Annotated in this window: 22 protein-coding genes and 1 pseudogene; 9 read left to right on the forward strand and 14 right to left on the reverse strand. The window is 32.8% G+C overall.

Annotated elements, in window-relative coordinates:
* Complete coding sequence (locus EV145_RS04670) at positions 1 to 2,367, forward strand: FdhF/YdeP family oxidoreductase (RefSeq protein WP_133524058.1); 2,367 nt, start codon at positions 1 to 3, stop codon at positions 2,365 to 2,367.
* 234 nt (positions 2,368 to 2,601) lie between these two features.
* Positions 2,602 to 3,420, forward strand: coding sequence for an alpha/beta fold hydrolase (locus EV145_RS04675; RefSeq protein WP_133524059.1), 819 nt, complete (start codon positions 2,602 to 2,604; stop codon positions 3,418 to 3,420).
* A gap of 596 nt (positions 3,421 to 4,016) precedes the next feature.
* Here the strand turns inward: EV145_RS04675 and EV145_RS04680 are convergent.
* Positions 4,017 to 4,682: an IS6 family transposase gene (locus tag EV145_RS04680; RefSeq protein WP_133524060.1), complete on the reverse strand. Its 666-nt coding sequence runs from the start codon at positions 4,680 to 4,682 to the stop codon at positions 4,017 to 4,019.
* A 545-nt stretch (positions 4,683 to 5,227) separates the two neighbouring features.
* Here EV145_RS04680 and EV145_RS04685 point away from each other — a divergent pair.
* From EV145_RS04685 to EV145_RS04700, 4 genes are all read left to right on the forward strand, one after another.
* A complete protein-coding gene (locus EV145_RS04685) occupies positions 5,228 to 7,936 on the forward strand; it encodes an outer membrane beta-barrel family protein (protein ID WP_243739196.1) in 2,709 nt (902 codons plus the stop codon).
* Between the two features lie 13 nt (positions 7,937 to 7,949).
* Positions 7,950 to 8,726 carry a GLPGLI family protein gene (locus tag EV145_RS04690; protein ID WP_243739197.1) on the forward strand — a complete coding sequence of 259 codons (777 nt, stop codon included), beginning with the start codon at positions 7,950 to 7,952 and terminating at the stop codon, positions 8,724 to 8,726.
* Between the two features lie 433 nt (positions 8,727 to 9,159).
* Complete coding sequence (locus tag EV145_RS04695; protein WP_133524063.1) at positions 9,160 to 9,549, forward strand: winged helix-turn-helix transcriptional regulator; 390 nt, start codon at positions 9,160 to 9,162, stop codon at positions 9,547 to 9,549.
* A gap of 233 nt (positions 9,550 to 9,782) precedes the next feature.
* A complete protein-coding gene (locus EV145_RS04700; protein ID WP_133524064.1) occupies positions 9,783 to 10,796 on the forward strand; it encodes a zinc-dependent alcohol dehydrogenase family protein in 1,014 nt (337 codons plus the stop codon).
* A gap of 338 nt (positions 10,797 to 11,134) precedes the next feature.
* Here EV145_RS04700 and EV145_RS04705 read toward each other — a convergent pair whose 3' ends face one another.
* Positions 11,135 to 11,614 (reverse strand): energy transducer TonB, encoded by a 480-nt coding sequence (locus EV145_RS04705; RefSeq protein ID WP_133524065.1) that lies wholly within the window; start codon positions 11,612 to 11,614, stop codon positions 11,135 to 11,137.
* Between the two features lie 131 nt (positions 11,615 to 11,745).
* Positions 11,746 to 11,895, reverse strand: a pseudogene (locus EV145_RS22565) (GNAT family N-acetyltransferase); the annotation flags it as partial.
* Between the two features lie 298 nt (positions 11,896 to 12,193).
* On the opposite strand from EV145_RS22565, the gene EV145_RS04715 reads away from it, so the two are divergent.
* Positions 12,194 to 12,613, forward strand: a complete 420-nt coding sequence (locus EV145_RS04715; RefSeq protein WP_133524066.1) for a hypothetical protein — start codon at positions 12,194 to 12,196, stop codon at positions 12,611 to 12,613.
* Positions 12,614 to 12,714: 101 nt separating this feature from the next.
* Here the strand turns inward: EV145_RS04715 and EV145_RS04720 are convergent, their stop codons facing one another.
* The 5 genes from EV145_RS04720 to EV145_RS04740 form a co-directional block, all read right to left on the reverse strand.
* Positions 12,715 to 13,293, reverse strand: a complete 579-nt coding sequence (locus EV145_RS04720) for a DUF4833 domain-containing protein (RefSeq protein WP_133524067.1) — start codon at positions 13,291 to 13,293, stop codon at positions 12,715 to 12,717.
* A gap of 212 nt (positions 13,294 to 13,505) precedes the next feature.
* Positions 13,506 to 13,937: a GtrA family protein gene (locus EV145_RS04725; protein ID WP_133524068.1), complete on the reverse strand. Its 432-nt coding sequence runs from the start codon at positions 13,935 to 13,937 to the stop codon at positions 13,506 to 13,508.
* A 1-nt stretch (position 13,938) separates the two neighbouring features.
* Positions 13,939 to 14,625, reverse strand: a complete 687-nt coding sequence (locus EV145_RS04730) for a CDP-alcohol phosphatidyltransferase family protein (protein ID WP_133524069.1) — start codon at positions 14,623 to 14,625, stop codon at positions 13,939 to 13,941.
* Positions 14,626 to 14,778: 153 nt separating this feature from the next.
* On the reverse strand, positions 14,779 to 15,585 hold the full coding sequence (locus EV145_RS04735; protein WP_133524070.1) for a phytanoyl-CoA dioxygenase family protein: 807 nt from the start codon (positions 15,583 to 15,585) through the stop codon (positions 14,779 to 14,781).
* A 229-nt stretch (positions 15,586 to 15,814) separates the two neighbouring features.
* Complete coding sequence (locus tag EV145_RS04740; protein WP_133524071.1) at positions 15,815 to 16,603, reverse strand: SDR family NAD(P)-dependent oxidoreductase; 789 nt, start codon at positions 16,601 to 16,603, stop codon at positions 15,815 to 15,817.
* A gap of 259 nt (positions 16,604 to 16,862) precedes the next feature.
* On the opposite strand from EV145_RS04740, the gene EV145_RS04745 reads away from it, so the two are divergent.
* The gene (locus EV145_RS04745; protein WP_133524072.1) at positions 16,863 to 18,485 is read left to right on the forward strand and encodes a serine hydrolase domain-containing protein; all 1,623 of its coding nucleotides are present in this window, start codon (positions 16,863 to 16,865) and stop codon (positions 18,483 to 18,485) included.
* 387 nt (positions 18,486 to 18,872) lie between these two features.
* Here EV145_RS04745 and EV145_RS04750 read toward each other — a convergent pair whose 3' ends face one another.
* From EV145_RS04750 to EV145_RS22345, 4 genes are all read right to left on the reverse strand, one after another.
* Positions 18,873 to 19,571, reverse strand: a complete 699-nt coding sequence (locus tag EV145_RS04750) for a DUF1826 domain-containing protein (RefSeq protein ID WP_133524073.1) — start codon at positions 19,569 to 19,571, stop codon at positions 18,873 to 18,875.
* A gap of 358 nt (positions 19,572 to 19,929) precedes the next feature.
* Positions 19,930 to 20,304: a nuclear transport factor 2 family protein gene (locus EV145_RS04755; RefSeq protein ID WP_133524074.1), complete on the reverse strand. Its 375-nt coding sequence runs from the start codon at positions 20,302 to 20,304 to the stop codon at positions 19,930 to 19,932.
* A 52-nt stretch (positions 20,305 to 20,356) separates the two neighbouring features.
* Positions 20,357 to 20,863, reverse strand: coding sequence for a PRC-barrel domain-containing protein (locus EV145_RS04760; RefSeq protein WP_133524075.1), 507 nt, complete (start codon positions 20,861 to 20,863; stop codon positions 20,357 to 20,359).
* A 78-nt stretch (positions 20,864 to 20,941) separates the two neighbouring features.
* Positions 20,942 to 21,097: a hypothetical protein gene (locus EV145_RS22345; RefSeq protein ID WP_166638407.1), complete on the reverse strand. Its 156-nt coding sequence runs from the start codon at positions 21,095 to 21,097 to the stop codon at positions 20,942 to 20,944.
* A 230-nt stretch (positions 21,098 to 21,327) separates the two neighbouring features.
* Between EV145_RS22345 and EV145_RS04765 the strand changes: the two genes are divergently transcribed.
* Positions 21,328 to 22,065 carry a DUF3667 domain-containing protein gene (locus EV145_RS04765; protein ID WP_133524076.1) on the forward strand — a complete coding sequence of 246 codons (738 nt, stop codon included), beginning with the start codon at positions 21,328 to 21,330 and terminating at the stop codon, positions 22,063 to 22,065.
* Between the two features lie 179 nt (positions 22,066 to 22,244).
* On the opposite strand, the gene EV145_RS04770 is transcribed toward EV145_RS04765, so the two are convergent.
* Both EV145_RS04770 and EV145_RS04775 read right to left on the reverse strand, forming a co-directional pair.
* The gene (locus EV145_RS04770) at positions 22,245 to 23,357 is read right to left on the reverse strand and encodes an alkene reductase (protein ID WP_133524077.1); all 1,113 of its coding nucleotides are present in this window, start codon (positions 23,355 to 23,357) and stop codon (positions 22,245 to 22,247) included.
* Positions 23,358 to 23,401: 44 nt separating this feature from the next.
* Positions 23,402 to 24,358 carry a polysaccharide deacetylase family protein gene (locus EV145_RS04775; RefSeq protein ID WP_133524078.1) on the reverse strand — a complete coding sequence of 319 codons (957 nt, stop codon included), beginning with the start codon at positions 24,356 to 24,358 and terminating at the stop codon, positions 23,402 to 23,404.
* Between the last annotated feature and the right edge of the window lie 3 nt (positions 24,359 to 24,361).

Raw genomic sequence — 24,361 nt, forward strand, 5'->3', positions numbered from 1 at the left:
ATGAAGAAAGATCTACAACAAAAAACAGCTGATTTAAGCCATAAATTACCTGAAGCAGAAAATCCGTACCAGCTTTCGAAACTTAAATTAACAAAAGTAGAAAAATGGGCTGCCGGCGTTCCTGCGGTTATGGCTGCGGTAAGCGATCTTATAGAAGACAAAACCATTCTAAGAGGCGGAAAAGCTTTATTTAAAATGAATCAAATGGGCGGTTTTGACTGTTCCAGCTGCGCATGGCCAGATCCTGATGATGATCGATCTCCTTTGGGCGAATATTGTGAAAACGGAGCAAAAGCTCTGGCTGAAGAAGCTACAACCAAAAAAGTTGATGCTGCTTTCTTTAAAGAAAACTCTGTTTACAGCCTTTCAAAATTGGACGATTACCAAATTGGAAAAATGGGAAGATTGACCGAACCTATGTATTTGCCTGTTGGCGGTACACATTATCAGCCCATAAGTTGGAATGAGGCTTTTACAAAAATTGCTTCCCATTTAAATGCGCTTGAATCTCCAAATGAAGCGGCCTTTTATACTTCGGGAAGAACCAGTAATGAAGCTTCCTTTCTTTATCAGCTTTTTGCAAAAGAATTTGGAACCAATAATATGCCAGATTGTTCCAATATGTGCCACGAAACCTCTGGAACAGCTTTGAAAACTACAATCGGAATTGGAAAAGGAACGGTTACTCTAGAAGATTTTTATGATACCGATGTGATTGTGATAATCGGACAGAATCCAGGAACAAATGCTCCAAGAATGCTGAGTGCTTTAGAAAAAGGCAAAAACAATGGCGCAAAAATTATTGCGGTTAATCCGTTACCTGAGGCTGGCTTAATGGGATTCCATAATCCACAGGCTATAAAAGGGATAATTGGATCAGGCGGAAAACTTACAGACCTTTTTCTTCCGATAAAAATAAACGGCGATATGGCACTTTTAAAAGCTATTGAACTTTTGCTAATTGAATTAGAAAAGAAAAACCCAGGTGAAGTTTTTGATCATGAATTTATCAAAGACAAAACAACTGGTTTTGAAAATTTTGAGAAACAGTTTGAAAATTTAGACTTGGATCATCTTGCCTTTCTATCTGGAGTTCCAAAAGATTTAATTATAGAAGCAGCAAAAATACTGGCTTTCAAAAAAAGAATTATTGTTTGCTGGGGAATGGGACTTACCCAGCAGCCAAATGGTGTCGATATGATCCGAGAGATTGTCAATATTTTATTGATTAAAGGAAGTATTGGTAAACCCGGCGCAGGAGTCTGTCCCGTTCGCGGACACAGTAATGTTCAAGGAAACAGAACCATGCTTATTGATGAAAAACCTACCAATGAACAATTAGATCGTCTTCAAAATTATTTCGGATTTAGTCCGCCGAGAAATCACGGTTATGATGTAGTTGGAACGATAAAAGCGATTCATGACGAGAAAGTAAAATTTATGTTCTGCATGGGCGGTAATTTTCTATCGGCGGCACCAGATACGACTTATACCGCAGAAGCATTTCGAAAACTGAAACTGCTGGTGTGTGTCTCGACAAAACTCAATAGAGGCCATTTGATACACGGAAAAGAATCTCTTATTCTTCCTACGCTTTCCCGAAGTGATATGGATATCGTTAACGGAGAAGTGCAGATTATTAGTACAGAAAATTCTATGGGCGTGGTGCAGTCTTCAAAAGGCGTGCTTAAACCTATCTCGAATCAATTGATAAACGAAACTCAAATTGTCTGCCGAATGGCGATGGCTGTTCTTGGAGAAAAATCAGTCATCGACTGGAAGCGATACCACGACAGTTATGATGATGTGAGAGAAGCTATTGAAAATTGCATTCCAGGTTTTGAAAATTACAATAGTAGAGTTCGCGAAAAGGGCGGTTTTTATTTGCCTAATGCTCCTCGCCATGGTCAATTTACGGCTAAAGAATCTGCTGATCGTGCGGCATTTACTTTAACAGAAATTCCAGATAATGAATTGGAACCAGATGAATATATGATGGCCACAACTCGTACGCATGACCAGTTTAATACTACTATTTATGGTATGGATGACCGCTACAGGGGAATAAAAAATGAACGACGTGTTATTTTTATGAATCAAAATGATATTGATAAAGCAGGATTTAAAGCAGGAGATAAAGTAGATCTCTTTAATTATAATGATGGCATAGAAAGAATTGCACCTTTATTCCTTATTGTTTCTTATCAAATTCCAGAGCGAAATACAGTCACTTATTTTCCTGAAACCAATGTTTTGGTTTCTGTAAATAATGTGGTGAAAGAAAGCAATATGCCGGCATCTAAATACGTGAAAATAAAAGTAAAAAAACACGATCCTGCCATTTACGAAAAGATAAAACACATGTAATTCTTTTCAAATAAAAATAAGTTAGCGAAGACTTTTGAGGCATTTATTTAGATTAAAAATAGTAATAGCGCTGTTACAATTCATTACTTAATCTAGGTTAATCGACTGCTCTACTCTTCCTATATAAATTTGTCAAAGAAATCTAAGTCAAATAAAAAATGATAAAAACTTAGAATTTAACGACAATACCAAAATTAGGATACTCTTAATTTTATTAATCTTAAAACCAAAAAAATGAGCACAATTACAGTAAAAGACGGAACAGAAATTTATTATAAAGATTGGGGAACAGGACAACCTATCGTTTTTCACCACGGATGGCCTTTATCAGCAGACGACTGGGATGCGCAAATGATGTTTTTCTTAAAACAAGGATATAGAGTTATTGCTCATGACAGACGCGGACACGGTCGTTCTGGTCAAAGTTCTGAAGGTAACAACATGGAGACCTATGCTGCAGACGTAGCAGAATTAACCGCTGCACTTGACTTAAAAGATGCGATTCATATTGGCCATTCAACCGGCGGAGGCGAAGTAATTCGCTACGCATCAAAATATGGAAAAGGACGTGTTTCTAAAGCCATTATTATTAGTGCTGTTACGCCGATCATGATCAAAAATAAGGCAAATCCTGATGGTGTCCCATTGTCTGTTTTTGATGAAATCAGAGAAGGAACCGGATTTAACAGAGCACAATATTTCTATGATTTCCCAATCGCTTTTTACGGATGGAACCGTGAAGGAAAAACAGTTCAGGAAGGTATCAAACACAATTGGTGGCGTCAAGGAATGATGGGTTCTGTACTGGCTCATTATGAAGGAATTAAAGCTTTCTCTGAATCCGATTTTACTGAAGATTTGAAAAGTTTAGACATACCTGTATTGGTTCTTCACGGAGAAGATGATCAGATCGTTCCATATAATCAGGCTCCTAAAGCTGCTGCTCTTTTGAAAAATGGAAAATTAATTTCTTATCCTGGATTTCCTCATGGTATGCCAACAACAGAGGCAGAAACAATTAATAACGATATTTTAGAATTTATCAAATCTTAAATATATCCTGATTTTTTAAATAAAAGCCTCCAGTCTACATTTTGATTCTGGAGGTTTTTATTTTTGATTTCTTTGATGATCTGTTGTCTAAAAATTAAATTGTTTTCGTGTTTAAACATTTGATATCATAATCGAATAACAAAATAGATAAAACTTTACTCATAACAAATATGTAAAGCAGTAAATCAAATTTTGTGGCAAATTCGTAGCATATGAGATTTGGAGTGGATATCTTTTTTGACGCAAAAATTTAAGGAAGTTTTTAATAAAAGAATTTAACTATCTGCTTTTTGATACTACATTTTTCAATCAATCCCCAACAGGACATCCAAACCAAATTCTTTAAGCTAATGAAAGACAGCCTTTACCAGTAGTAAGCCAATCTCTTCAAATCTTCCATAAAATTTATAGAAATTTGTCCTGTTGCTGTCACAAAGCCAAATGGCGCCAATTGAAGACAATTGGCGCCATTTTTTTATTTAACCCTTATCAATAAATGAGTTTGACTCGTTTTTGCTTTATTTTCTTCATAAATAAACAAACTGGCTCTGTCGCATCTGTCAGAATAAAGTATAAGAATTTAAGCTATTTAAAAGTTAGCCCGCTAATTTACAAAAGGATTCAAACATAGTTTTTCCGGGATTAACCATCTGATTCTTTCTAAGCATATGCACAACCTCAATACCGCTTAAAGTTCTCTTTGCAGATTCAAAACTTTTAAAGCCTAATCCGTTTTGTATGCGCCACTTGATAAATCGATGGTCCTGTTCGACAATATTGTTCAGATATTTACATTGCCGGATTTTAATCTTTGAGAACGAGCGCCTGTTATAGACTTTGATCGCTGCTGTATTAGAACCACTTTTATCAATGTTTATTACTCGTGGCGTGCCGTTAGTACTAATTGCTTTAATTAGAAAAGACTGAGCGCTCATTCTCTGTCTTTTCTTAGTCAAAAGAAAATCAACCGTATTACCTAATTTATCTACTGCCCTGTACAAATAACACCAAATACCTTTTACTTTTATGTAGGTTTCATCCAATCTCCAGCTTACCCCCACTTTGACCTTTCTCTTCTTCATCTCTGATTCAATGAAAGGCGCAAATTTATAAACCCAACGTTGGATCGTAGCATGATCCACAATCACGCCCCTAATCTTCATTATTTCTTCAACATCTCGATAACTTAAAGTAAACCTAAGCTTAAAATATACTGCCTGCAGTATAATAGACTTCGGATAGCGATGACCTTTTGTATTCATAAGTTTAAGAATTTAAAAAAGGCAAAGATAAAACTTAGTTGTAGATGCGACAGAACCAAACAATATACCTGTATGAAAATATTGTCAAAAAAACAAATTGGCAACGTAAATAATTCATAAAAATAAAAGTAATGTCCTTTTTAATATTGTAGTATTTTTATTTATATTTGAACCATGCACACATTTAACTATTATAGTAATAATTATTAATTAATATCATTAAAACTAACACCGCTAACCGCCAAAACCTTCCAAAAAAATTATGAATTTCATAAAACCAAGTCACTATACTTCAGCAACTCCGTATCAAAAGGTGCTATTTCAATTTCTATTTTAGAATCTACAATCTTACTTACTCAAAAAAACAAATCACACGACAAGTGCATTTTATTTCTATTTCTCAAAAAATAGAATAGAACTATAATGCCTCTTTTTCAAAAAACCACAACCAATTAATGAGACAAACAATTCTAGTATTATGTTACTTTCTTTTTTTATCAAATACTTTACAAGCACAAACATCAGGCACAGTTAAAGGATATGTAATGGATACTATAAACAATACTCCTTTAACAAAAGCATCAATCTCTTTGTTAAGAGCAAAAGATTCTGTTTTAGTAAAATTTACACGAGCTAAGGAAAACGGAACTTTTGAGTTGAATAATATTAAAGCCGGTAAATTTATTTTACTAGTTTCTTATCCCAAATATGCTGATTTTGTAGATCAATTTTCTGTTGATTCCACAAAGTTAATCAAAGATTATGGTAAAATTAATTTGGCTGATAAAGGAAGATTACTATCCGAAATAATTATAAAAGGCAATAGAGCCGCCATGAAAATCAAAGGAGATACGTTAGAATTTGATCCAAAAGCATTTAAAATAGAACCTAATGCAAAAGTGGAAGATCTGATAAAACAATTCCCAGGAATACAAATTGATAAGGATGGGAAAATTACCGCTCAAGGCGAAACTGTAACCAAAGTTTTGGTTGATGGTGAAGAATTTTTTGGTGATGACCCCACTTTAGTTACAAAAAACCTGCGTGCGGACATGGTTGATAAAGTACAATTGTACGACAAAAAAAGTGATCAAGCCGCTTTTACAGGAATTGATGATGGTCAAAAAACCAAAACGCTGAATGTTAAACTTAAAGAAGACAAAAAAAATGGTTATTTCGGGAAAGTAGAGCTCGGAGGAGGAACTAATGATTTTTACAAAGGTCAAGCCATGTTTAATAAGTTTTGGGATAAGAAAAAACTAGCAGCTTATGGTATTTTAGGCAACACAGGACAAGTAGGATTAGGATGGGGAGATAAAGATAAATATGGCCAAAACAGTTATCAGGTAACTGATGACGGCGGTATTTATTTTACAAACAATGGAAATGATGAATTTGACAGTTGGGATGGACAATTTAATGGTGAAGGAATTCCAGTAACTCAAACTGGCGGAATACATTTTGACAATAAATGGAACAACGATAAAGAATCTATCAATGTAAATTATAAAATTGGCGATATAAAACTTTCAGGAAATCGCAATGATATTAACCAGCAAAATTTAAGTTCTAGTAGCATTTATAATACTTCAGACAAGAATTTTGAGAAAAACATGACTAAAAATAAACTTGATCTAACTTATGAAATTAAAATTGATACTACTTTAACTTTAAAATTAAATGTTGATGGATTATTCAAAAAAAGTAATTCAAGTGAAGCAGAAATGCGAAAAGGTACGGATGAACAAGGTAACCAGTTGAATAATTTGAACCAGAGAACTACAAACGACGTTGATGATAAAACATTTAATTTTAATACTTTATTAACCAAAAGACTTAAAAAAACGGGCCGAACATTATCTCTTAATTTAAGCCAATCAAGTACAGATAGCAAAAGTGATGGCTATTTAAATTCTAGAGCTGAATTTTTTACACCATCCGTAATTAGTCCAGATAGCACCAAAGTAGTTGATCAAAATAAAGTCAATAATATTAAGAATACAGCTTTTAAATCAAATTTAATCTATACTGAACCATTATCCAAAAGCCTAACTGTAGTTCTTAATTATGGATTCAACATTAGTAACGGAAAAGCTGATCGTAAATCTTTTAATCAATCTCCAAATGGTGATTATAATGTTTTGGATTCCATCTTTAGTAATAATTATGAATTAGATCAAACAATAAACCAACTTGGAGCGATTTTTAATTACAAAAAAAACAAAACTGTTTTTTCTGTTGGTTCTAAATTTAGTGGTGTAAAATTTAAGCAATATGATGTTTATAGAGACAGTTCTTTTGATCGAAAATTTGTCAACTATATGCCTCAAATAAGCTATCAATATAATTTTAAACAAAGAGAATCACTGCGTTTGTCGTACAACGGAAACAACGATCAGCCAACATTAGAACAAATACAACCGATACCAAATAATCAAAACCCATTAAATACGATTTTGGGTAATCCAGATTTAGATCCTTCTTTTAAAAATAATTTTAGAGGAAATTATTATTCGTATAAAGTACTTAGCAATCAATATTTTTCGGTTAATGGATCGTATAATTTTACACTAAATCCAATAATAAGTAATGTGATTACAAATGATAGAGGACAAAGTATTTCTCAATTTGTAAACTTAAAAAACAAAGCTGCAACAAGTTATTTTTTGAATAGTAATATTGGCAAAACAATCAAAGCCATTGACATGAGAGCAGGAATTGGTTTAAGCGCCAGTAAAAATTTAAACTATAATTATATCAATACAAAACTGAATCAAACTAAAAACTCAAGTTATTCCTTTGAATTAAGCTTATCAAAGAATAAAGAAAAAAAATATAATTTTAATGTCAACTTCGGACCTACATACAACATTGCTAATGCAAGCATTAACGAAAATAGTGACAGTAATGGTTGGGGTTTTAATGGAAATTTCTGGTCTAGTGTACAATTGCCTTTCAAACTAGAAATTAGCACCGATGGTAATTATCAATATAATGGAAAAACGCAAGTGATTCAGGAGAGTTTTGAACGTTTTATTTGGAACGCATCTATCACCAAAAAATTCTTAAAATCAGATAATTTAAAAGTTTCTATAACAGGAAGAGATCTTTTGAACCAAAATGTAGGATTTAATCGTTCTGCATTCAACGGAAATATCAACCAAAGCACTTATACGACTATCCAAAGATACTTTATGTTCTCTGTAAGCTGGGACTTCAGCAAAATGGGCGGAGGAGAAATTAAACAAAACTAAAATCATGAAAACAATGATGAATCGCATCTTAATTTTAATAATTGTATTGACAAGCTGCAATGCTTTTGCACAAAATGATCACTTTGTACAAAATGGCATTATCGAATTTGAAAAAAAATCAAATATGTACGCTTTGATTTCAAAAAAAATAAAAGGAGAAACAGAGAGTTATTATAAATTAGCTTTTGAAGGTTATAAAAAAAACAATCCACAATTTAAAACTACAAAAAGTACACTCACCTTTTCAAAAAACAAAAGTTTATACAAATGGGATGAAACCAATGAATCAACAAGCAACAACAATTGGATTGCAGATGATGCTATGGCTAATTTAAAAAATGTTATCGCCACAGATCTAGATACCCAAACCAGCATTACCCAAAAAAACGTTTACGATGATTTATATTTAGTTACAGATAGTTTACGTAAAATTGACTGGAAAATTACCGATGAAACCAGAGAAATTGCGGGCTATGAATGCCGCAGAGCAAATGCGATAGTTCTCGATTCTGTTTATATTGTTGCCTATTACACAATTCAAATTCCATTTGCTGGTGGCCCTGAATCTTTTACAGGATTACCCGGAACAATTTTAGGATTGGCTATGCCACACGAAAATATGACATGGTTTGCTACAAAAGTTACAGAAATTCCAGTTTCTGACAAAGATTTAGCCCCACCAATTAAAGGCAAACCCACTGACAATAAAGGACTAAACAAAATACTTTTGGATGCTTTGAAAGACTGGGGAAAATGGGCAAGAAAAACATTACAAGCCTACTCTTTATAACAATTCAAACTTATTTCTTACACAAAGACTAATATAAATGGTTCCTGAGATTTCCCGAATATATCTACGGAGTCTTTAATAACATTTAAACCTCTACTATACATACAAATTGTAGATTCAAAAAAAACATAATTATCTTACAAATTCACTTTAAAACAAGCCAATTTCTTTAAAATTTAAAGAGACAACTATATAATAGTTGTCTCTTTTTTATATCCAAAAATATATATTCTTCAAGCCTTTGCTACATTTTAGGGTTCGATTTTTTCTCGAGAAATCCTTAGTAGCGAGAAATAATCAAAAAATTACAGATCGATTTTGAACCGTTTTTTTATTCATATTTTAAATAGAAAACCAACAATAAATAATTATTGGCAAATATTAACTATTTTTGAATAGTAGCTTGTATTGGCTGCCAGTAGTACTAAATGATATGAGCACAAAGAAATTAAACTCTACAAATACTTTAAATGAATATTACCTTGATGAAAGATGCACTTTAAACAAGGTTGTACGTATTATTGGAAAAAGATGGGTGTCGGAGATTTTAGTACTTATAAAACAAGATGTTACACGTTTTTCTGGTTTGAAGGAATGTTTAAATGGCATTTCGGATAATGTACTTTCCAAAGTTTTAAGCGAATTGGTTGCTGCTAAATTAATTGAAAAAGAAGTTTTTAAAGAAATTCCGCTTCGTGTCGAATACAGTATTACAGACAGTGGAGAGGAATTGGTTAAAGTCTTGCATGAACTTTGTAATTGGGGCAAACAGCATATTCCTTATGAAGTTCGTATTCAGCCAACTTCAATGAAAAAATCTTAAGGTTTATCGGTCATCATTTCAGCTGTTTTTCTTCTTTTATTATATTCTGAAACCAATAAATGTTTTTATAGCCTGTATAGCGCTTACTCACTTATTTATGAGTAACTCACAATTGGCGAACACGGATTAACAGCTTTGATTAAGCCCTACATTTGTAGTCCCAATTGAGAAACGAAGTCTGGAATATTGTATTTAGAATCAGATTTTGTGTATCCTCATTGGCTTTTAATCATATGAAAGCTTATCAAATAACGAAGGACTACAGCATCGAAACTTTAAAACTAGTTGAAAAAAATAATGCCAAACTGCTCCCAAATGAAATTTTAATTCAGATAAAAGCAGTTTCTTTAAATTACAGGGATTTGCTGGTCATTAAAGGCATTGATAAATGGAAACCACCCCTTGGGCGAATTCCCGTTTCTGATGGTGTTGGAATTGTAATAGAGACTGGAAATCAGGTAACGGAAGTAGCAGTAAATGATCGTGTCGCAGGTTTATTTTTCCCCAATTGGATGGATGGAAAACTGTCTTCTGAAAAATTAGTCAATTCATTGGGAGGAAATGCCAATGATGGAATGCTTCAGGAATATGTCATTTTAAAAGAAAATGAAGTAATTAAAGTTCCTGATTATCTTACCAATGAAGAAGCCGCTACCCTGCCCTGTGCTGCAATAACCGCCTGGCATGGTTTAATGGAAAAAGGAAATATTAAAGCCGGCGACAGCGTACTGATCCAAGGAACTGGCGGGGTATCTTTATTTTCAATGCAGTTTGCATTAGCTGCAGGAGCAGAAGTTATTTTATTATCCGGAAGTGATGACAAATTAGAACGTGCTAAAAAACTGGGCGTAAACCATTTGATCAATTATAAAAGTGTACCGCAATGGGAAAATGAAGTCATGAAAATCACCAACGGACTTGGAGCAAAACACATTGTAGAAGTTGTAGGCAGTGATCATATCAACAAATCTATCGAAGCCGTTGCCCTTGACGGAACAATATCTGTAATAGGAATAATGAATGGACTTACCGGAAATATAAATACCGCACAATTAATGAGCAAACAAATTAAAATGCAGGGCATAAACGTTGGTTCTAAAGAAATGTTTCTGAGAATGAATAATGCATTAGAAGCAAAAAAAATTCATCCCATTATAGATTCGGCCTTTTTATTTCAGGACACAATTGATGCTTTTAAGAGACTTGAAAGCGGATCCCATTTTGGGAAACTGGTCATCACATTTTAAAATATATCATCACTAATTAAATACTGGCAAATTAAGAACTGGAATGATTTTAAATTCATGGAGACGAATTTACATCAATCTCAAATAGGCACATCCAAAACAAATTCATAAAGCCAATCAAATACAGGCATTACATGTAGTATGACAATCTTTTCAAATCTTCCATAAATTTCGCAGAAATTTGTCTTGTTGAGGTCACAAAAAAAACTCCAAATCATTGATCTGGAGTTTTTTTATGCTCTTATTTCACTATTTAACTATTATACAAAAGCAGTTTTAATTTCACGTCGGTTGTCTTGACTTGGCTTCAAACCATTCTAACACACATAATTTATTAACTACTGAACGTAATAAGGCACACTATACAAGCATCGTACTGGATTTCCACCTTTGATTGCCGGAATCCAATTTGGTGACAATTTTAAAACTCTTTCTAGTTCTTTTCCCGAACCATAACCAAAATCACGAAGAACTTTTGTATTGGAAACACTTCCATCTTTTTCAATTATAAAATTAACAAAAATACCTCCTGTGGCTTCGTTTTTAATGACTTCTTGTGGAGTAACATAATTTTTGTTTAAAAAAGCATGGAACTTCTCTATGCCACCAGGAAATTTTGGAAGAACTTCTACCGCAGATGTATTATAAACTTCATTATCTTCTGGCTTACTATCATGATGCTTTTCCAATTTTATTGTTTGTTGAGGAGCAGTCTTTTCGATATTTTTATCAGCTGGTTCTTCCGCTTCGGAAACACTTTTATTTTGACAGCTAAATAACAGTAGAAAATTTATGGTTATTAGAAAATTTCTTAACATAGCTTTTTTGTTTAGTGAAAATATTAGGTGTTTTAAACTATTTTTATAGAGGTAAAAAAACGAAATTAATTGCAGCCAGCAATAAAAAGAGGAAATAACGCCAATAAAAGAAATTGGCGTTAACGGTCTTGTTAATCATTTAGTTTCAGTTTCATCATAATATCTGTTTGTTCATCATCTCCCAATTTAAAAATGTGTCTGTCAAACTCAACAAAACCATTCTTTTCATAAAACCGGATTGCTCTTAGGTTTTCTTCCCAAACACCCAGCCAGACATATTCAGAAGCCGACCACGCGGATTTTTAATCCTTGCCCGAAAAGTAAATCCTAACCAAATTTAAAAAAAGAAGATCCCATTTTTATTAATATAGAAACGGAACAGAAAGAATTTTCGCGATATCGTTGTGCCCATCCGAGCGATCGGGAATTAGTCTTTGTGAATAATAGTACTAAGCGAGAATATCCTTAACACCATCACAAACAAAAACATAAACACTTGTTAAACAATTAAATATAAAAAATATTCGTAAATTGGTTAATAATTTAAACCTGTTTTTTTAAAAATTAAAAATCAACATTATGAAAAAGTACATTTTATTTCTAGGTTTTATGTTTTCAATAGCTTCATTTTCACAAAACATTACATCAAAAACTGAGAATGCTAACGCTGCACAATATGAATTGCTAAAAAAAGTTAATGAATATTATCCAGATATAAGCTTAAGTGATAAGGTTGTCAATTTTTACGTTGGTGATAAAATAATTGACACGAAACAGGAATTTGCTATAAAAAACACAGAATTTTCAAGTTACGAACTGAGTATTAGTCCTGATAACAAAAGGGTCGTATTTAATTTTGTATCAGAAAAAAGTGGAAAAATTTATGGTGCTGTTGTTCTCGTTAAGGGTAGTTATGTAAGAACAACTTTTAATGAAAATTTAGGACTGGTTGATATAATGGTGAATGGTAAATCTGCTTGTATACAAAACATAAAATAAAATCTTTACAAATACAAACCGGCTGACTTTATGCTGCCGGTTTCTATTTGTATCACATTTGAAAGGTCAACCTTTCGCTCATCTAAATAATAGTAGTTGCCTTATTTCAACAACATTCTTTCCATAATTGTTTTATTTGAAGAAGCATCAATTCCTGTAATTTCGGCATATTTTACATTTGGGAACCAAAAAGAACCTCCTTCAATGCGCACAAATATTTTTTCTACCTGAATCTTTTTCTGATTTACACTTACAAAAACATGATATTTTTGGTCTGAATCTAACTTTTTCAAGGTTAAGGGTAACTTTTTATACGATACAAATTGAAGTTCAAACTCCTCATTATTTAAGGATTTACTTTCTATTCCGTAGGCAAATTTGCGTTGTAAATAATTAAAATCTTTTTTTTCTCCCTTCTCAGCGTATCGAATCCAATAGGCTATTATAGGATTGCTTTTGTCTATTTTTCCATTTTCCTGATAGTTTATGGCATAAATAGCAGTGTTTATATTCGGGTCTCGCTGAATGTAAAACAGCATATTATCTATATTTTTCGGCGTTGGAAAATGTAATGGCGATGGATTTTTGGATTGTGCCAATAGATTTCCAGAAATTATATTTACTAAGATCGTTATAACGATTAGTGCTTTTGTAAAATATTGAAATGGTAATTTATTCATAGAGAAATTTTTTATAACCCCTAAATTAAGGCAAAAACTATAAAATTATTTAAAGGTTTAATCAGGAAAGTAATTAGAAAAATCCGTTTTTATCAGCGTTTTCGCTTTAGCGAATCAGTAAAATCAGCGTCTAATTTTGACGCGGATAAAACAGATTTACTTCGTAAAAACGCGGATAAAAACGGATTTGATTTGCCATAATTATTTATACACTAATTTGATTCGATTGCATTCTGTTTTTCGTTTACCCTAAAAACCCAATATTTAATCAGTGGATAATTAAATCCATACGAAACAAAAAGATCCGTGATTAATCTCCCGATTCTATAATCGATTTGGAATACTTTTTGAAAAATAAGCGTACCAAATGATTTTAAGGAAATGCTTCCCAATACAACCAACCCAAATTTAAAAAGCTGATTATTGATGTGGTGGCTATAACCCGATTGATTTTTAAATACCCAAAATCTATTGATGCTGAAATTGATAATGGCGCCAACGGTTCCAGAGATTAGAATAGAAAAGGTAAAATGCAATTTGAATACTTCTGTCAATAAAATCATCAGACCATAATCGGTAATGCCTCCTAAAAATGCAGCAACTTGTGCTTGTAGAAAAGTGAAAATGGATTTTTTACTGAACATATCAGTCTTGGTTTTTATCTTTTAAATCGCCCAACTTTAAAAGTTTTAAGCTGTCTATGATATTAATTATAAGCAATATAATAGTGATTAAGCCAGCCAAATAGGTAATTGATCCAGGAAATAAAACTTCTGTAATTAAAATGAATGCAATAATAAATCGAAGTTCTGTTGGGCCAACAAAACCAGAATCGATACTGTATTCATTTGTAATTTTGTAGCGCAACTGACTGATGATGATAGACCAGCCATACAAGGCGACAAAAGCAAAGGCTACTATTTGTGTGCCATTTTTAGCATATATGTAGTAGCCAAAGCCTATAAGTATAATACCAATCCAATCGGCAATAATATCGAGTGCAAAACCATACCATCGGCGCGGAATATTTCTATAATAAGCCAATCTTCCATCTAAAGAATCGCCTAACCAATTTATAGCCAATCCGATAATACCCAAAAGCAAATACCATTTTGTAAAATTAGTACCTAAAACAAAAGCTAAAAAAACCAATCCCGAACCCAATGTACCCAATAAAGTGAGTATGTTTGGAGAAATGAATTTCGGCACTTTTGGAAGCAAAAACACAATCGTTAACTGTTCTGCTTTTTTTAAAATATTAGTTCGCTGACGGTCTGAAAATGTTCTTTGTGCAATTTCAGTATAACCTTCAATCTGTGTTTCTTTTCCCATTGATAGCCCAATATTAGTAAGCCTGATAGTAAAGCCAATCTAGTTTTATAATTTTCAGTTTTATTTTTCTTTGCGTATTTTTAAAGAAATTGCTGGTTCTTTTTAGCTTACCTGATCTAACCAGATAACTAAATGCAATGACAATCAGCATAATTATTTAACAATACCTGCAAAACGTTGATAGAAAACCGTTGGACTATTCTCATCTTTAGGAGCATATTTTCCGGCTATAATCGGAACATAAATAACTCTTCGTCTGCTTTCTTCGCCACGGATAGTTGATTCTGCCACTCTGTGCCACAAACGGCCATCATGAATGGTTAAATCTCCAGCTTCTGGATTTATAGCAACTTCCTGTGGATCCGGTTTATTATCTAAAAAGTACTTTTTACGGAAAAGCATTTGATAAATACTTTGTTTGTGCGTACCCGGAATAATTTTAAGGCCACCGTTTTCGGGTTTTAAAGTGCTTAAGTGAATACCCACATTTAGCATCGGGTTTAATTTTGCGCCATAAAAAATATCTCTTAAACCATCTGTATGCCAGCCCATTTTAGTAAACTTACTTTCTGGCCCATTGATATAATGATTGAAAACCATTCCGTCTTTCTCTTCAGTACCTAATCTTGCACCCTCGCCTGCCAATGGTAGTAATCCATTAAATCTTGGATCAAGTAAAAGACCGCTTAAGGTTTGATGATGCTGATTGATAAAAGCAAAACGTTGTACAATAGGAGATCCATCTAAATCTTTTCCATATTTAATTGGAACACCATTTACTTTTTGAAGGTCATTGTCAATCCATTTTTGCTGCACTTGCTTTGACGCATCAATGATGGATGAAACAGTTTCCGGATTTATAAATTTTTTGAAGTGGATAAAACCATGTTCGTTAAAAAAGGCAATTTGCTCATTAGTTAATTGCTCAGTAAGGGTAAAAGTTTTATAAGAAGATACCATAATAAATATATTTAATAATTGAAATAATAGTGTTTGTAATTTTATCTAAAGTATTAGCAACAGCAACAACAGCAACACATTCGCATAGTGTTGGCGTGCATTCGATCTTTAGTAAAATTAAACTCATTTCTCATATTAGATATACTCTATAGAATTAGTAGATATTTACACAAATGTAATATAATTTCTTATTTGCAAAGAATATTTTTTTATTTTTTTTTTGAAAAATTTAAATTTTATAAATTCCGGCAGCCGTTTTTTCGATAAAAGCCTTTGGTAGTATACGGTTCGCGTAAACCGAAATGATATTGGTAAAACCCGGAATAACTTCTGATTTTTTGTTGAACATGGCTTTTACGGCGATTTTTGCCACTTCATCAGGTTGCATATTGAACTTTTCAGCCATTTTATTAAGAGGGTTTACACCAGCTCTAGCGGCAAAACCAGTATCAACCGGGCCTGGACTAAAACAGGTTACTGAAATTGAAGTTTGGGCAAGTTCAAAACGTAAGGCACGGGTAAAAGATAAAACAAAAGCCTTTGTAGCGGAATAAACCGCTAACGTAGGTACAGCCTGGTAGGCAGCAGTACTCGATATATTTAAAATGTAGGCTTGTTTTTCTTGTGAAAGTATGGGCACTAATAAATGTGAAAGTTCTACAACTACATTCATGTTAAGCTGCATCATACCAAGCTGATCGGTTAGAGAAGACTGATTAAAATCGCCCCAGACACCATAACCCGCATTGTTAACTAAAACGCCAACAGGATAATTATTGCTTTTTATCCAATCGGTTACTTTTAGTGATGCGCCGTTTATCGAAAGATCAATAGATAAAAAAGAAGCATTAATGCCGTATTTAACCTTCAGCTCATCAGATAGTGTTTTTAATTCGGCTTCACTTCTTGCAACAAGCAATACTGGATAACCCTGTTTAGCCAATTCATAAGCAATAGATTTTCCAATGCCTTTGCTGGCGCCAGTTATTAAGGCATACGGTTTCGTTTTTTCGCTCATTTTATTAATTTTATCTTCCAAATATAAAGATTAATTATAAACCGTAGAGTGTGAAATGTGCATAATGGTAACCCTCTGCCTCCCTACCCTCTGGGACTTATTGCACTTCGAATCCAACCCTAATTACTTATTTTATAATACCCCGTCAATCCCAAACAGGACATACAAATCAGATTTTTGACGCAATTCAAAGACTTATTACGTAAACAATTTATATTTTTGTTTAACCACAAAAAAAGACCAACAAAAAAGACTTCCCATGAAAAAAATCAGAATATTTCTTTGTTTACTCCTACTTATATCTATTGATTGCACTTCACAGACATTAAACGATACTATTGCCCTTATTAATAAAGCGATGGCGATTTATTTACCAGAAAATCCAGGTTCTCAATTATCCATAAAGAAAAATGGAAAAATCATTTTCTCAAAAGCTTATGGAATGGCAGATTTAGAGCATAATGTGCCTCTAACCTTAACATCAAAAATTGAAGCTGGTTCCGTTTCTAAGCAATTTACCGCGGCTGCAATTTTACTGCTGGAACAACAAGGAAAACTTTCTTTAAATGATGATGTTAGAAAATATATTACAGAACTTCCTGATTATGGAAATATTATCACTCTGGAACAAATGATGCATCACACCAGCGGCTTAAAAGATTGGGGATCCATTGCTGGTCTCACCGGATGGGGTAGAACTACAAAAACTTTTACAAATAATGATGCTTTACTAATAATCACATCCCAAAAGACCTTAAACAATAAACCTGGGGCCGAATTTATCTATAGCAATTCTAACTATACATTATTTGCAATTATAGTAGAAAGAGTTACTGGCTTAAGTCTGGCAGAGTTTACTAAAAAAAATATCTTTATTCCGGCAGGAATGACACATACAGAATGGAGAGACAACCATAACCGAATCGTAAAAGAAAGAGCTATAGCCTATAATCTTGAAAAAGATGAATATCAAACTAATATGCCAAATGAAGATGCGTATGGCAATGGCGGTTTACTAACAACCACTGAAGATTTATTAAAATGGAATGAATTTTATCAATCGGGTAAATTTGGAACTCCTTCACTATTTTCCAAACAATGTAAAACTGAAAAATTCAATAATGGCAAAATGAATAATTATGCTGCAGGTTTATTCATTATAAAATATAATGGCTATGAGCAAATTATGCATGATGGAGCTACAGCAAGCTACAGGGCATATTTAGAAACATTTCCAGAATTGAATCTTTCAATTGCATTCTTGAGCAATACCTCACAATTTGATAACAGTAAAAACTATTTGGGCGATATTGTGAGGGATCTTTTTATTTCAGAAAAAGAAAAGGCTAAAACTGAAGAAAAAGAAAAAACAATAAATATAGCTCAATCGGTTTTAGATAGTTATGCTGGCTGGTATAAAAATGACAGAACTGGTGTGGGAACTGAAATAGAAATAAAAGATGGAAAACTTTTCTTTAACAAGCTTCCATTTGAATCAGAATCTGAATATAGATTTAAAAATGGTTCAAGGATAATTGAAATAAATCACAAAAAAGGTCTTTTAAATTATATCACTAATACTGACACTATTACTTTTTCAAAAGTTCAAATTGCAGAAAATTCAAACTTAGACTCTTTTACCGGGAAGTATTTTTCTGCCGAAACCAATTCTACACTAATGATCTTTCAAAAAGAAGGAAAATTATTCGTTCAATTAAAGCCAAAGAATGAATATCAATTAGTTTCAACTTATCAAAATGCTTTTAATATTATGGATTTCGGTGGGAATCTTTACTTTTTAAAAGACAAAAAAAATAAAATTAGCTCAATGAAAGTAAGTTTATCCAGAGCCCGAAATATAGAATTCGTTAAATTACCGTAAACTTATGCTTGCATGTATACAAGGCAATTTATACAATTCAAAAACTTGTCCTAAAAGTGATTTAATAGCTCAGAAAATAATTTTAAAACTCAATAATCCTTATAACTTATTAATGGAATCTGGCAATTTTATAGTTTCAGAATATAACCTCGAAACCATAAAGTAATGGTCTGATTATTATGCAAAAAACTTTGATTTTATTAGGAAACTCAATGATGATTGCAAATCCTTTGAAAAATAAAACCATTATATGGTTTATCCATTCTTATTTCAAAAAAATACGATCGGTTTTTAATATTTAACTTCTACAGGAATCACAAACCGCTTTCGACGGGTTTTCAAGAATTTAAAAAAGCTTCCTCAACTCCATTGTATCAACGATTTCCTTTAACAAATCAACAATAACCTATATTCCCCTTCATTTTCTATTGGTGCCCTATGTATGCAAGGCAGTACTTGTTGTTTTGGATGATCTACAGCCAAGCGCCAAAGATGTCCTACTCCTAAATTAATAGGTTTTGCATCCGCCTGTACCTGATAATGCAGATCAAAATAATTTTCCTTCAAAAAGCTTTCAAACTCTTCCTCTGTTCCATTATAAAGCTCTTTTAGCTTTGTTCGGATTTCTGGAATTAGAATCTTCTGCTTCGCTTGAGAATTAGAAACAATGTCGCTTGCAGCACCGTGATAGGTACACAAAAAAGTATCGGTTGCAATGGGCGATCGATCAACATGAAACGAATAAACGTCAGTAGATATAAAATCAAATTCATCATCACGTTCATAACACTTCAGCAAATTAAGTGAAGGCGAAGCTCCAAAATCAGTTAATGACTGTAAGTCATTTAAGATTATTTCTCTTGCTATATTCCCCTTTTCTGATAGTTGAAGTTCGCTTAGATCTTCTGGATAAACTTCTGTTATATTTTCTTTTAAAGATAACTTAGCTACAATTTCATTAAAATCTCCATCCAAATCTCTGTACCAGCAAAGTGCATTCATTTCTCCCTTGAAATTGGTAGTTACAAGATCAGAAAAAGTAGCTGCCACTCCAATTTGGCTGTTGTTTGAAAATGTATTGCTCATAGTATAATATTAAGAAGCTCGTTATTTCATGCGTTGCAAAATTAGGTAATAGTAGTTTTTTTATCAAAATTCTCAAAACATTAATCTAAATCTAGGTTTAAATAATATTCATATTGATTTACAATACCAAGCCCAATCGCTTTATCTTGAACGGGTATGCTTTGAAATTGTTGTACTTCAAATTTTGGTCGATTTTCTGGGATATTCAAATCACATTTGATACTTCTTGAAAATCATTTGTTTTCTCCCAAACTTGAAAACAAGTCACTTTCTTTAAATCATGCAGTAAGTATCACGTAAAAGTAAAACCGCTAAACTACAAAGCTTAGCGGTCTTTTCTATCTCTTATTCTTATAAACTATTGCTTCAATTCAGCTTCTGTATGCAGTGCGCAAACCCAATTATTATCATGTTTAATCCAAGTCGAAGTGCAGGCGCATTTCATAGGCGAATTTTGTTTATCCCCTACTATTCCTAATTCTATTAAATATCCTATTATTGCTGTATTTTCGGCAATTAATTTTGCTTCCACATCATCAATACTTAATACTTTTATTTTGTCACCATCACCAGACTCAAACATCTTTTTAAACGTAGATTCGTTTACACTTTGGACACCATTTTTACCAGCAATTACGCAAGGAAACAGAGTAAGATTTTTTACCGTTTCATAATCATGATTTTCCATTCCCTTCCAATATTTTTTTTCCAGTTCAATAATTTGCGTTTCCATAATCAATCTTCTTTTATTAATTAAACAGTTGTAGGGATTTTAATTACAAGTCCTATTTGTGGTCAAATTCCCTTCGGTTGTAAAATGAGTCATCCTCACTATAATACACAGAGTCAGGATCATTTTCAGGATAGTAGGAATTCATTACTCTTCTTTCATAATCCCTATCAAAATTGTTTTGTCTGTTGTATCTGTTCGTGCTTCTAAATGTATCATAACCAATACTGTTAGCCATCACAATTTTTGTGTCTTTATTTATGCTTACAGATCCAATGGGTATAATAATATGGCTGTCGCCGTCTTTATAGATAAACTCCTTTCCATTGTCGTTAGCTATAACATTATGCACCTCATTGCGACTGTCTTCAATTAATTTTTTATCTACTTTCACATCCAAGTAAACAACACGCTGCATATCTTTATTGACCCAAAGATTATCAATTGTGCCAATAGTATGGTTGTCAGCGTCTACTATTTTCCATCCTCTTACATCAGAATAATTTGATGCAATTTTATAATCGGATAGTTCGTCTAGTCTGTATAAATTTTTATTTTCCATAATTTCTTATTTAGTATATATGTTTTTAAACGGTGAAAAAAACAATTTCAATTCTGCCTTCCATCCGTTCATTATGCACTATTGCGAACTTGTAGTGTTTTCGATTTCCGTGCTGTTTTCACTTTGAACTTCATGATCTACATAAAAAATATAGTAGATAAGTCCAGCAATTATCAGTACTACTGCAATCCACGGCCATACTGCTTTCTTTTTCTCAATTTTAATCTCTGCCATAACATATTTTTTTTGATTAATTACTAGTTTTAATGTACTACTAAAGATACAAACGAGAAAAGAGTAAGAAGTACTAGATTTCAGCAAGATGTTATACAATTCCCAGTAGATTTTGTTCCTGTACTATTTTTTTATTTGCTTAAAAGAACCATTACTATTTTTTAAAAATTAGTTACATTCGCGAAACCAAGGATAAATATTAATTGACAAAAAACATTAGAACTAAACCAATGACCAATAACTGTTTGAATTGTAATGAAGAAATTATAGGGAAATTTTGTAGTAATTGTAGCCAAGCAGCGTCAACACATCGGTTTTCTTTGTCTCATGTTATTAAACATGATTTTATTCATGGAATATTTCACTTTGACACAGGCTTTTTCTACACTATAAAAGAATTATTTTCAAGACCCGGACACAGTATTAGAGAATACGTTCAAGGAAAAAGAACAAAACATTTTAATTATTTTGCGACCATAATTCTTTTACTGACTATCAATTATTTTCTAAAAAAATGGACAAAAATTGAAGTATCTACTTTGTTCAATGAATCATCAACCTCTGGACTTTTTAAGGTTTTAAAAGATTTCTCAAAATTTACAGCTTTTCTGCACATTCCCATTATTGCGTTTGTCAGCTATTTATTTTTCAAAAAAAGCAAACAAAACTATACAGAGAATCTGGTACTCAATTTATATTTGTTATGTGGAGTTTTAACGATAAGCCTTATTTTACCAATTTGCATGCTTTTTACTGCAAACAGAGAGTTTCTGCTTAATGTAAACGTTTTTCTGTCGGTACTTACCTTTTTATATATAATACTTTTCTATTATCAATATTTTTCTGTATTCGATTTAAAAAAACACAAGCTAATCATTAGGGTTATTATTATTGCAGTCTTGTACTTGGCGACAAAACAGGTAATAAACAATATTTTAAATATTATCGGGCTTAAATATTTGCACTAAATAAAGCTAAATGGTTCTTGCTTAGAGCCGATGATGGTGTTTTAAAAACGATATAACATTAAAATATTATTCAAATAATTTTAATGGGTTGATAAACTAAAATCCCCTTTCATAATGAAAGGGGATTCGGTAATAACTTAAAAGTTAGTCAAACCTTAAAAAGAAATTCATTGCAGATTTTAATCTGCTTTGTAAAATGGATAATCTGTATAACCTCGGGCTTGACCTCCTCCAAATAAAGTATGAGTATCTGAAATTTTATTTAAGCCTAAACTCTTTTTTACTCTAGCAGGGTAATCAGGATTAGTTAAAAAATTTCTTCCAAAGCCAATTAAATCTACTAGATTATCCTGAAGTAATTTTTCACCTTCATCAGGAGTTTTATTACCTGTAGCAATAATAGTATTTTTAAATATATCCCTAAGTTTGATTCTAAAATCAATTGGAATTTGAGGTGCGTCATCCCAATCAGCCTCGCAAAGATGAATATAAGCGACATCTAATTTGTTTAATGCGGTTGCCGCTAACATTATAGTTTGCAAAATTTCGGGATCGTTCATATCCTTAAAGCTGATAAATGGCGATAGTCTTATTCCTGTTTTTTCTTTTCCGACTGCATGGACTACTGCTTTTGAAATTTCAATCAATAACCGAATTCTATTTTCCTTGGTTCCACCATATTCGTCAGTTCTGGTATTACTATTGCTTCGCAAAAACTGATCAATCAAATAACCATTTGCGCCATGAATTTCAACACCATCAAAATTGGCTTCAATGGCATTTTTAGCACCTTGCACAAATTCTTCAATAACAGTATCTATATCGGTTTTATTCATTTCTCGAGGTTCTTCAACCGGAACAAACGTTGCGTCTCCATTGAGAGCACCATCAAAAATATAGACACTCGTGTTTTGAGCCGTTAATGAAGAAGGAGCTATAGGCTGCAATCCATTAACTTTTGAACTGCTTACTCTGCCTACATGCCATAACTGCAAAAATATTTTGCTTCCACTTTTATGTACAGCGTCGGTTATTAATTTCCAGCCTTCAATTTGTTGTTTGCTGTAAATTCCTGGCGTATTAGCATAACCTTTTCCCTGTAAAGAAACCTGAGTTGCTTCTGTAATTATTAAACCCGCTGTGCTTCGCTGAGCGTAATATTCCGCCATCAAAGCATTTGGTACATCATCAGGCTGTGAAGCTCTTGAACGTGTCATGGGAGCCATTAAAAAACGGTTTTTTAATTGATTCTGATTTAATTTATATTCCTGAAATAATTTTTGATATTCCATTGTAATTCCTTTTAAAAATTCGACAGTCAATCCCTTTAACTAGATCATTCTCGCATAATGCTCTTGTCCTCATAAGCCATTTTAGCAATCTCGTCTTTTCGTTTAAAACTGACTCCTTTATGTTTTTGAATGTGAGAGAGTATTTCTGTAGTTGCAGCAATCATTTGTGGTGTTCCTCCTATTCGATCATGAAAACTAATTGACATTTGTCTGCGTTTTTTTTCAGATTCCTTATAAAGCTGATCAAATTCTAATATAACCTGACGCACAAACTGGTCTGCGCTAAAATTCTTTCCCTCAATCAATACGATATCATTACAGCGAATAGTGTATGGAACTACTGCAAAATCTTTTTCTTTTACTTTTATCAAAAATGGTTCGTCACGGCTTAAATCATCAATATGATATTTAAAACCAAGTTCCTGCAAAATTTCTAATGTATTAGTTCCTCTTCTAAGCCAGTTTGCATTATAGCCAACTGGTTCAAAACCGGTTATTTTTTTAATAGCATCTGCCCCATCTTTGATAAACTTTTTTTCAGTTTCGTAGGGCATAGAATATTGCGTTGCCCAATCCATTCCGTGCGCGGCAGCTTCATGACCTCTTTCTACAATTTCCTTAGCAAGAGCAGGATTTTTTAAAACGGCAGATCCTACCATGTGAGAAGTGACTTTAATACCAAATTTATCCCAATTGTCCAGCATTCTGGGAATCCCTTCTTTATAACCATATTGATACCAGGTTTCGCCCGGAAGATCAACAAATCCTTTTTGCATGTTTTGCGGAAAAGGACTCTCAGCATTTACAGGCTGTCCTCCTGCCTCAAACTGCATAGAAACTGATACTACCAAACGTGATCCGTCCGCCCATTTAGCCGCAGAATTTTCTTCATTTGTTAATTGGTCTGTTTTAAGAATGCTTGCGGACAATGTATTTATTGGCATCAAACCAGCAAGACTAGCAAGACCCGCTTGTTTAAGAAATGTTCTTCTGTCTTTCATATT

The sequence above is a fragment of the Flavobacterium sp. 245 genome, from assembly GCF_004362055.1.
Lineage (GTDB): Bacteria > Bacteroidota > Bacteroidia > Flavobacteriales > Flavobacteriaceae > Flavobacterium.

Excerpts from the sequence above, each read along its gene's own strand:
- EV145_RS04670 (WP_133524058.1), top strand. The coding sequence starts at position 1 with ATGAAGAAAGATCTACAACAAAAAACAGCTGATTTAAGCCATAAATTA.
- EV145_RS04675 (WP_133524059.1), top strand. The coding sequence starts at position 2,602 with ATGAGCACAATTACAGTAAAAGACGGAACAGAAATTTATTATAAAGAT.
- EV145_RS04680 (WP_133524060.1), bottom strand. The coding sequence starts at position 4,682 with ATGAATACAAAAGGTCATCGCTATCCGAAGTCTATTATACTGCAGGCA.
- EV145_RS04685 (WP_243739196.1), top strand. The coding sequence starts at position 5,228 with ATGGATACTATAAACAATACTCCTTTAACAAAAGCATCAATCTCTTTG.
- EV145_RS04690 (WP_243739197.1), top strand. The coding sequence starts at position 7,950 with ATGATGAATCGCATCTTAATTTTAATAATTGTATTGACAAGCTGCAAT.
- EV145_RS04695 (WP_133524063.1), top strand. The coding sequence starts at position 9,160 with ATGAGCACAAAGAAATTAAACTCTACAAATACTTTAAATGAATATTAC.
- EV145_RS04700 (WP_133524064.1), top strand. The coding sequence starts at position 9,783 with ATGAAAGCTTATCAAATAACGAAGGACTACAGCATCGAAACTTTAAAA.
- EV145_RS04705 (WP_133524065.1), bottom strand. The coding sequence starts at position 11,614 with ATGTTAAGAAATTTTCTAATAACCATAAATTTTCTACTGTTATTTAGC.
- EV145_RS04715 (WP_133524066.1), top strand. The coding sequence starts at position 12,194 with ATGAAAAAGTACATTTTATTTCTAGGTTTTATGTTTTCAATAGCTTCA.
- EV145_RS04720 (WP_133524067.1), bottom strand. The coding sequence starts at position 13,293 with ATGAATAAATTACCATTTCAATATTTTACAAAAGCACTAATCGTTATA.
- EV145_RS04725 (WP_133524068.1), bottom strand. The coding sequence starts at position 13,937 with ATGTTCAGTAAAAAATCCATTTTCACTTTTCTACAAGCACAAGTTGCT.
- EV145_RS04730 (WP_133524069.1), bottom strand. The coding sequence starts at position 14,625 with ATGGGAAAAGAAACACAGATTGAAGGTTATACTGAAATTGCACAAAGA.
- EV145_RS04735 (WP_133524070.1), bottom strand. The coding sequence starts at position 15,585 with ATGGTATCTTCTTATAAAACTTTTACCCTTACTGAGCAATTAACTAAT.
- EV145_RS04740 (WP_133524071.1), bottom strand. The coding sequence starts at position 16,603 with ATGAGCGAAAAAACGAAACCGTATGCCTTAATAACTGGCGCCAGCAAA.
- EV145_RS04745 (WP_133524072.1), top strand. The coding sequence starts at position 16,863 with ATGAAAAAAATCAGAATATTTCTTTGTTTACTCCTACTTATATCTATT.
- EV145_RS04750 (WP_133524073.1), bottom strand. The coding sequence starts at position 19,571 with ATGAGCAATACATTTTCAAACAACAGCCAAATTGGAGTGGCAGCTACT.
- EV145_RS04755 (WP_133524074.1), bottom strand. The coding sequence starts at position 20,304 with ATGGAAACGCAAATTATTGAACTGGAAAAAAAATATTGGAAGGGAATG.
- EV145_RS04760 (WP_133524075.1), bottom strand. The coding sequence starts at position 20,863 with ATGGAAAATAAAAATTTATACAGACTAGACGAACTATCCGATTATAAA.
- EV145_RS22345 (WP_166638407.1), bottom strand. The coding sequence starts at position 21,097 with ATGGCAGAGATTAAAATTGAGAAAAAGAAAGCAGTATGGCCGTGGATT.
- EV145_RS04765 (WP_133524076.1), top strand. The coding sequence starts at position 21,328 with ATGACCAATAACTGTTTGAATTGTAATGAAGAAATTATAGGGAAATTT.
- EV145_RS04770 (WP_133524077.1), bottom strand. The coding sequence starts at position 23,357 with ATGGAATATCAAAAATTATTTCAGGAATATAAATTAAATCAGAATCAA.
- EV145_RS04775 (WP_133524078.1), bottom strand. The coding sequence starts at position 24,358 with ATGAAAGACAGAAGAACATTTCTTAAACAAGCGGGTCTTGCTAGTCTT.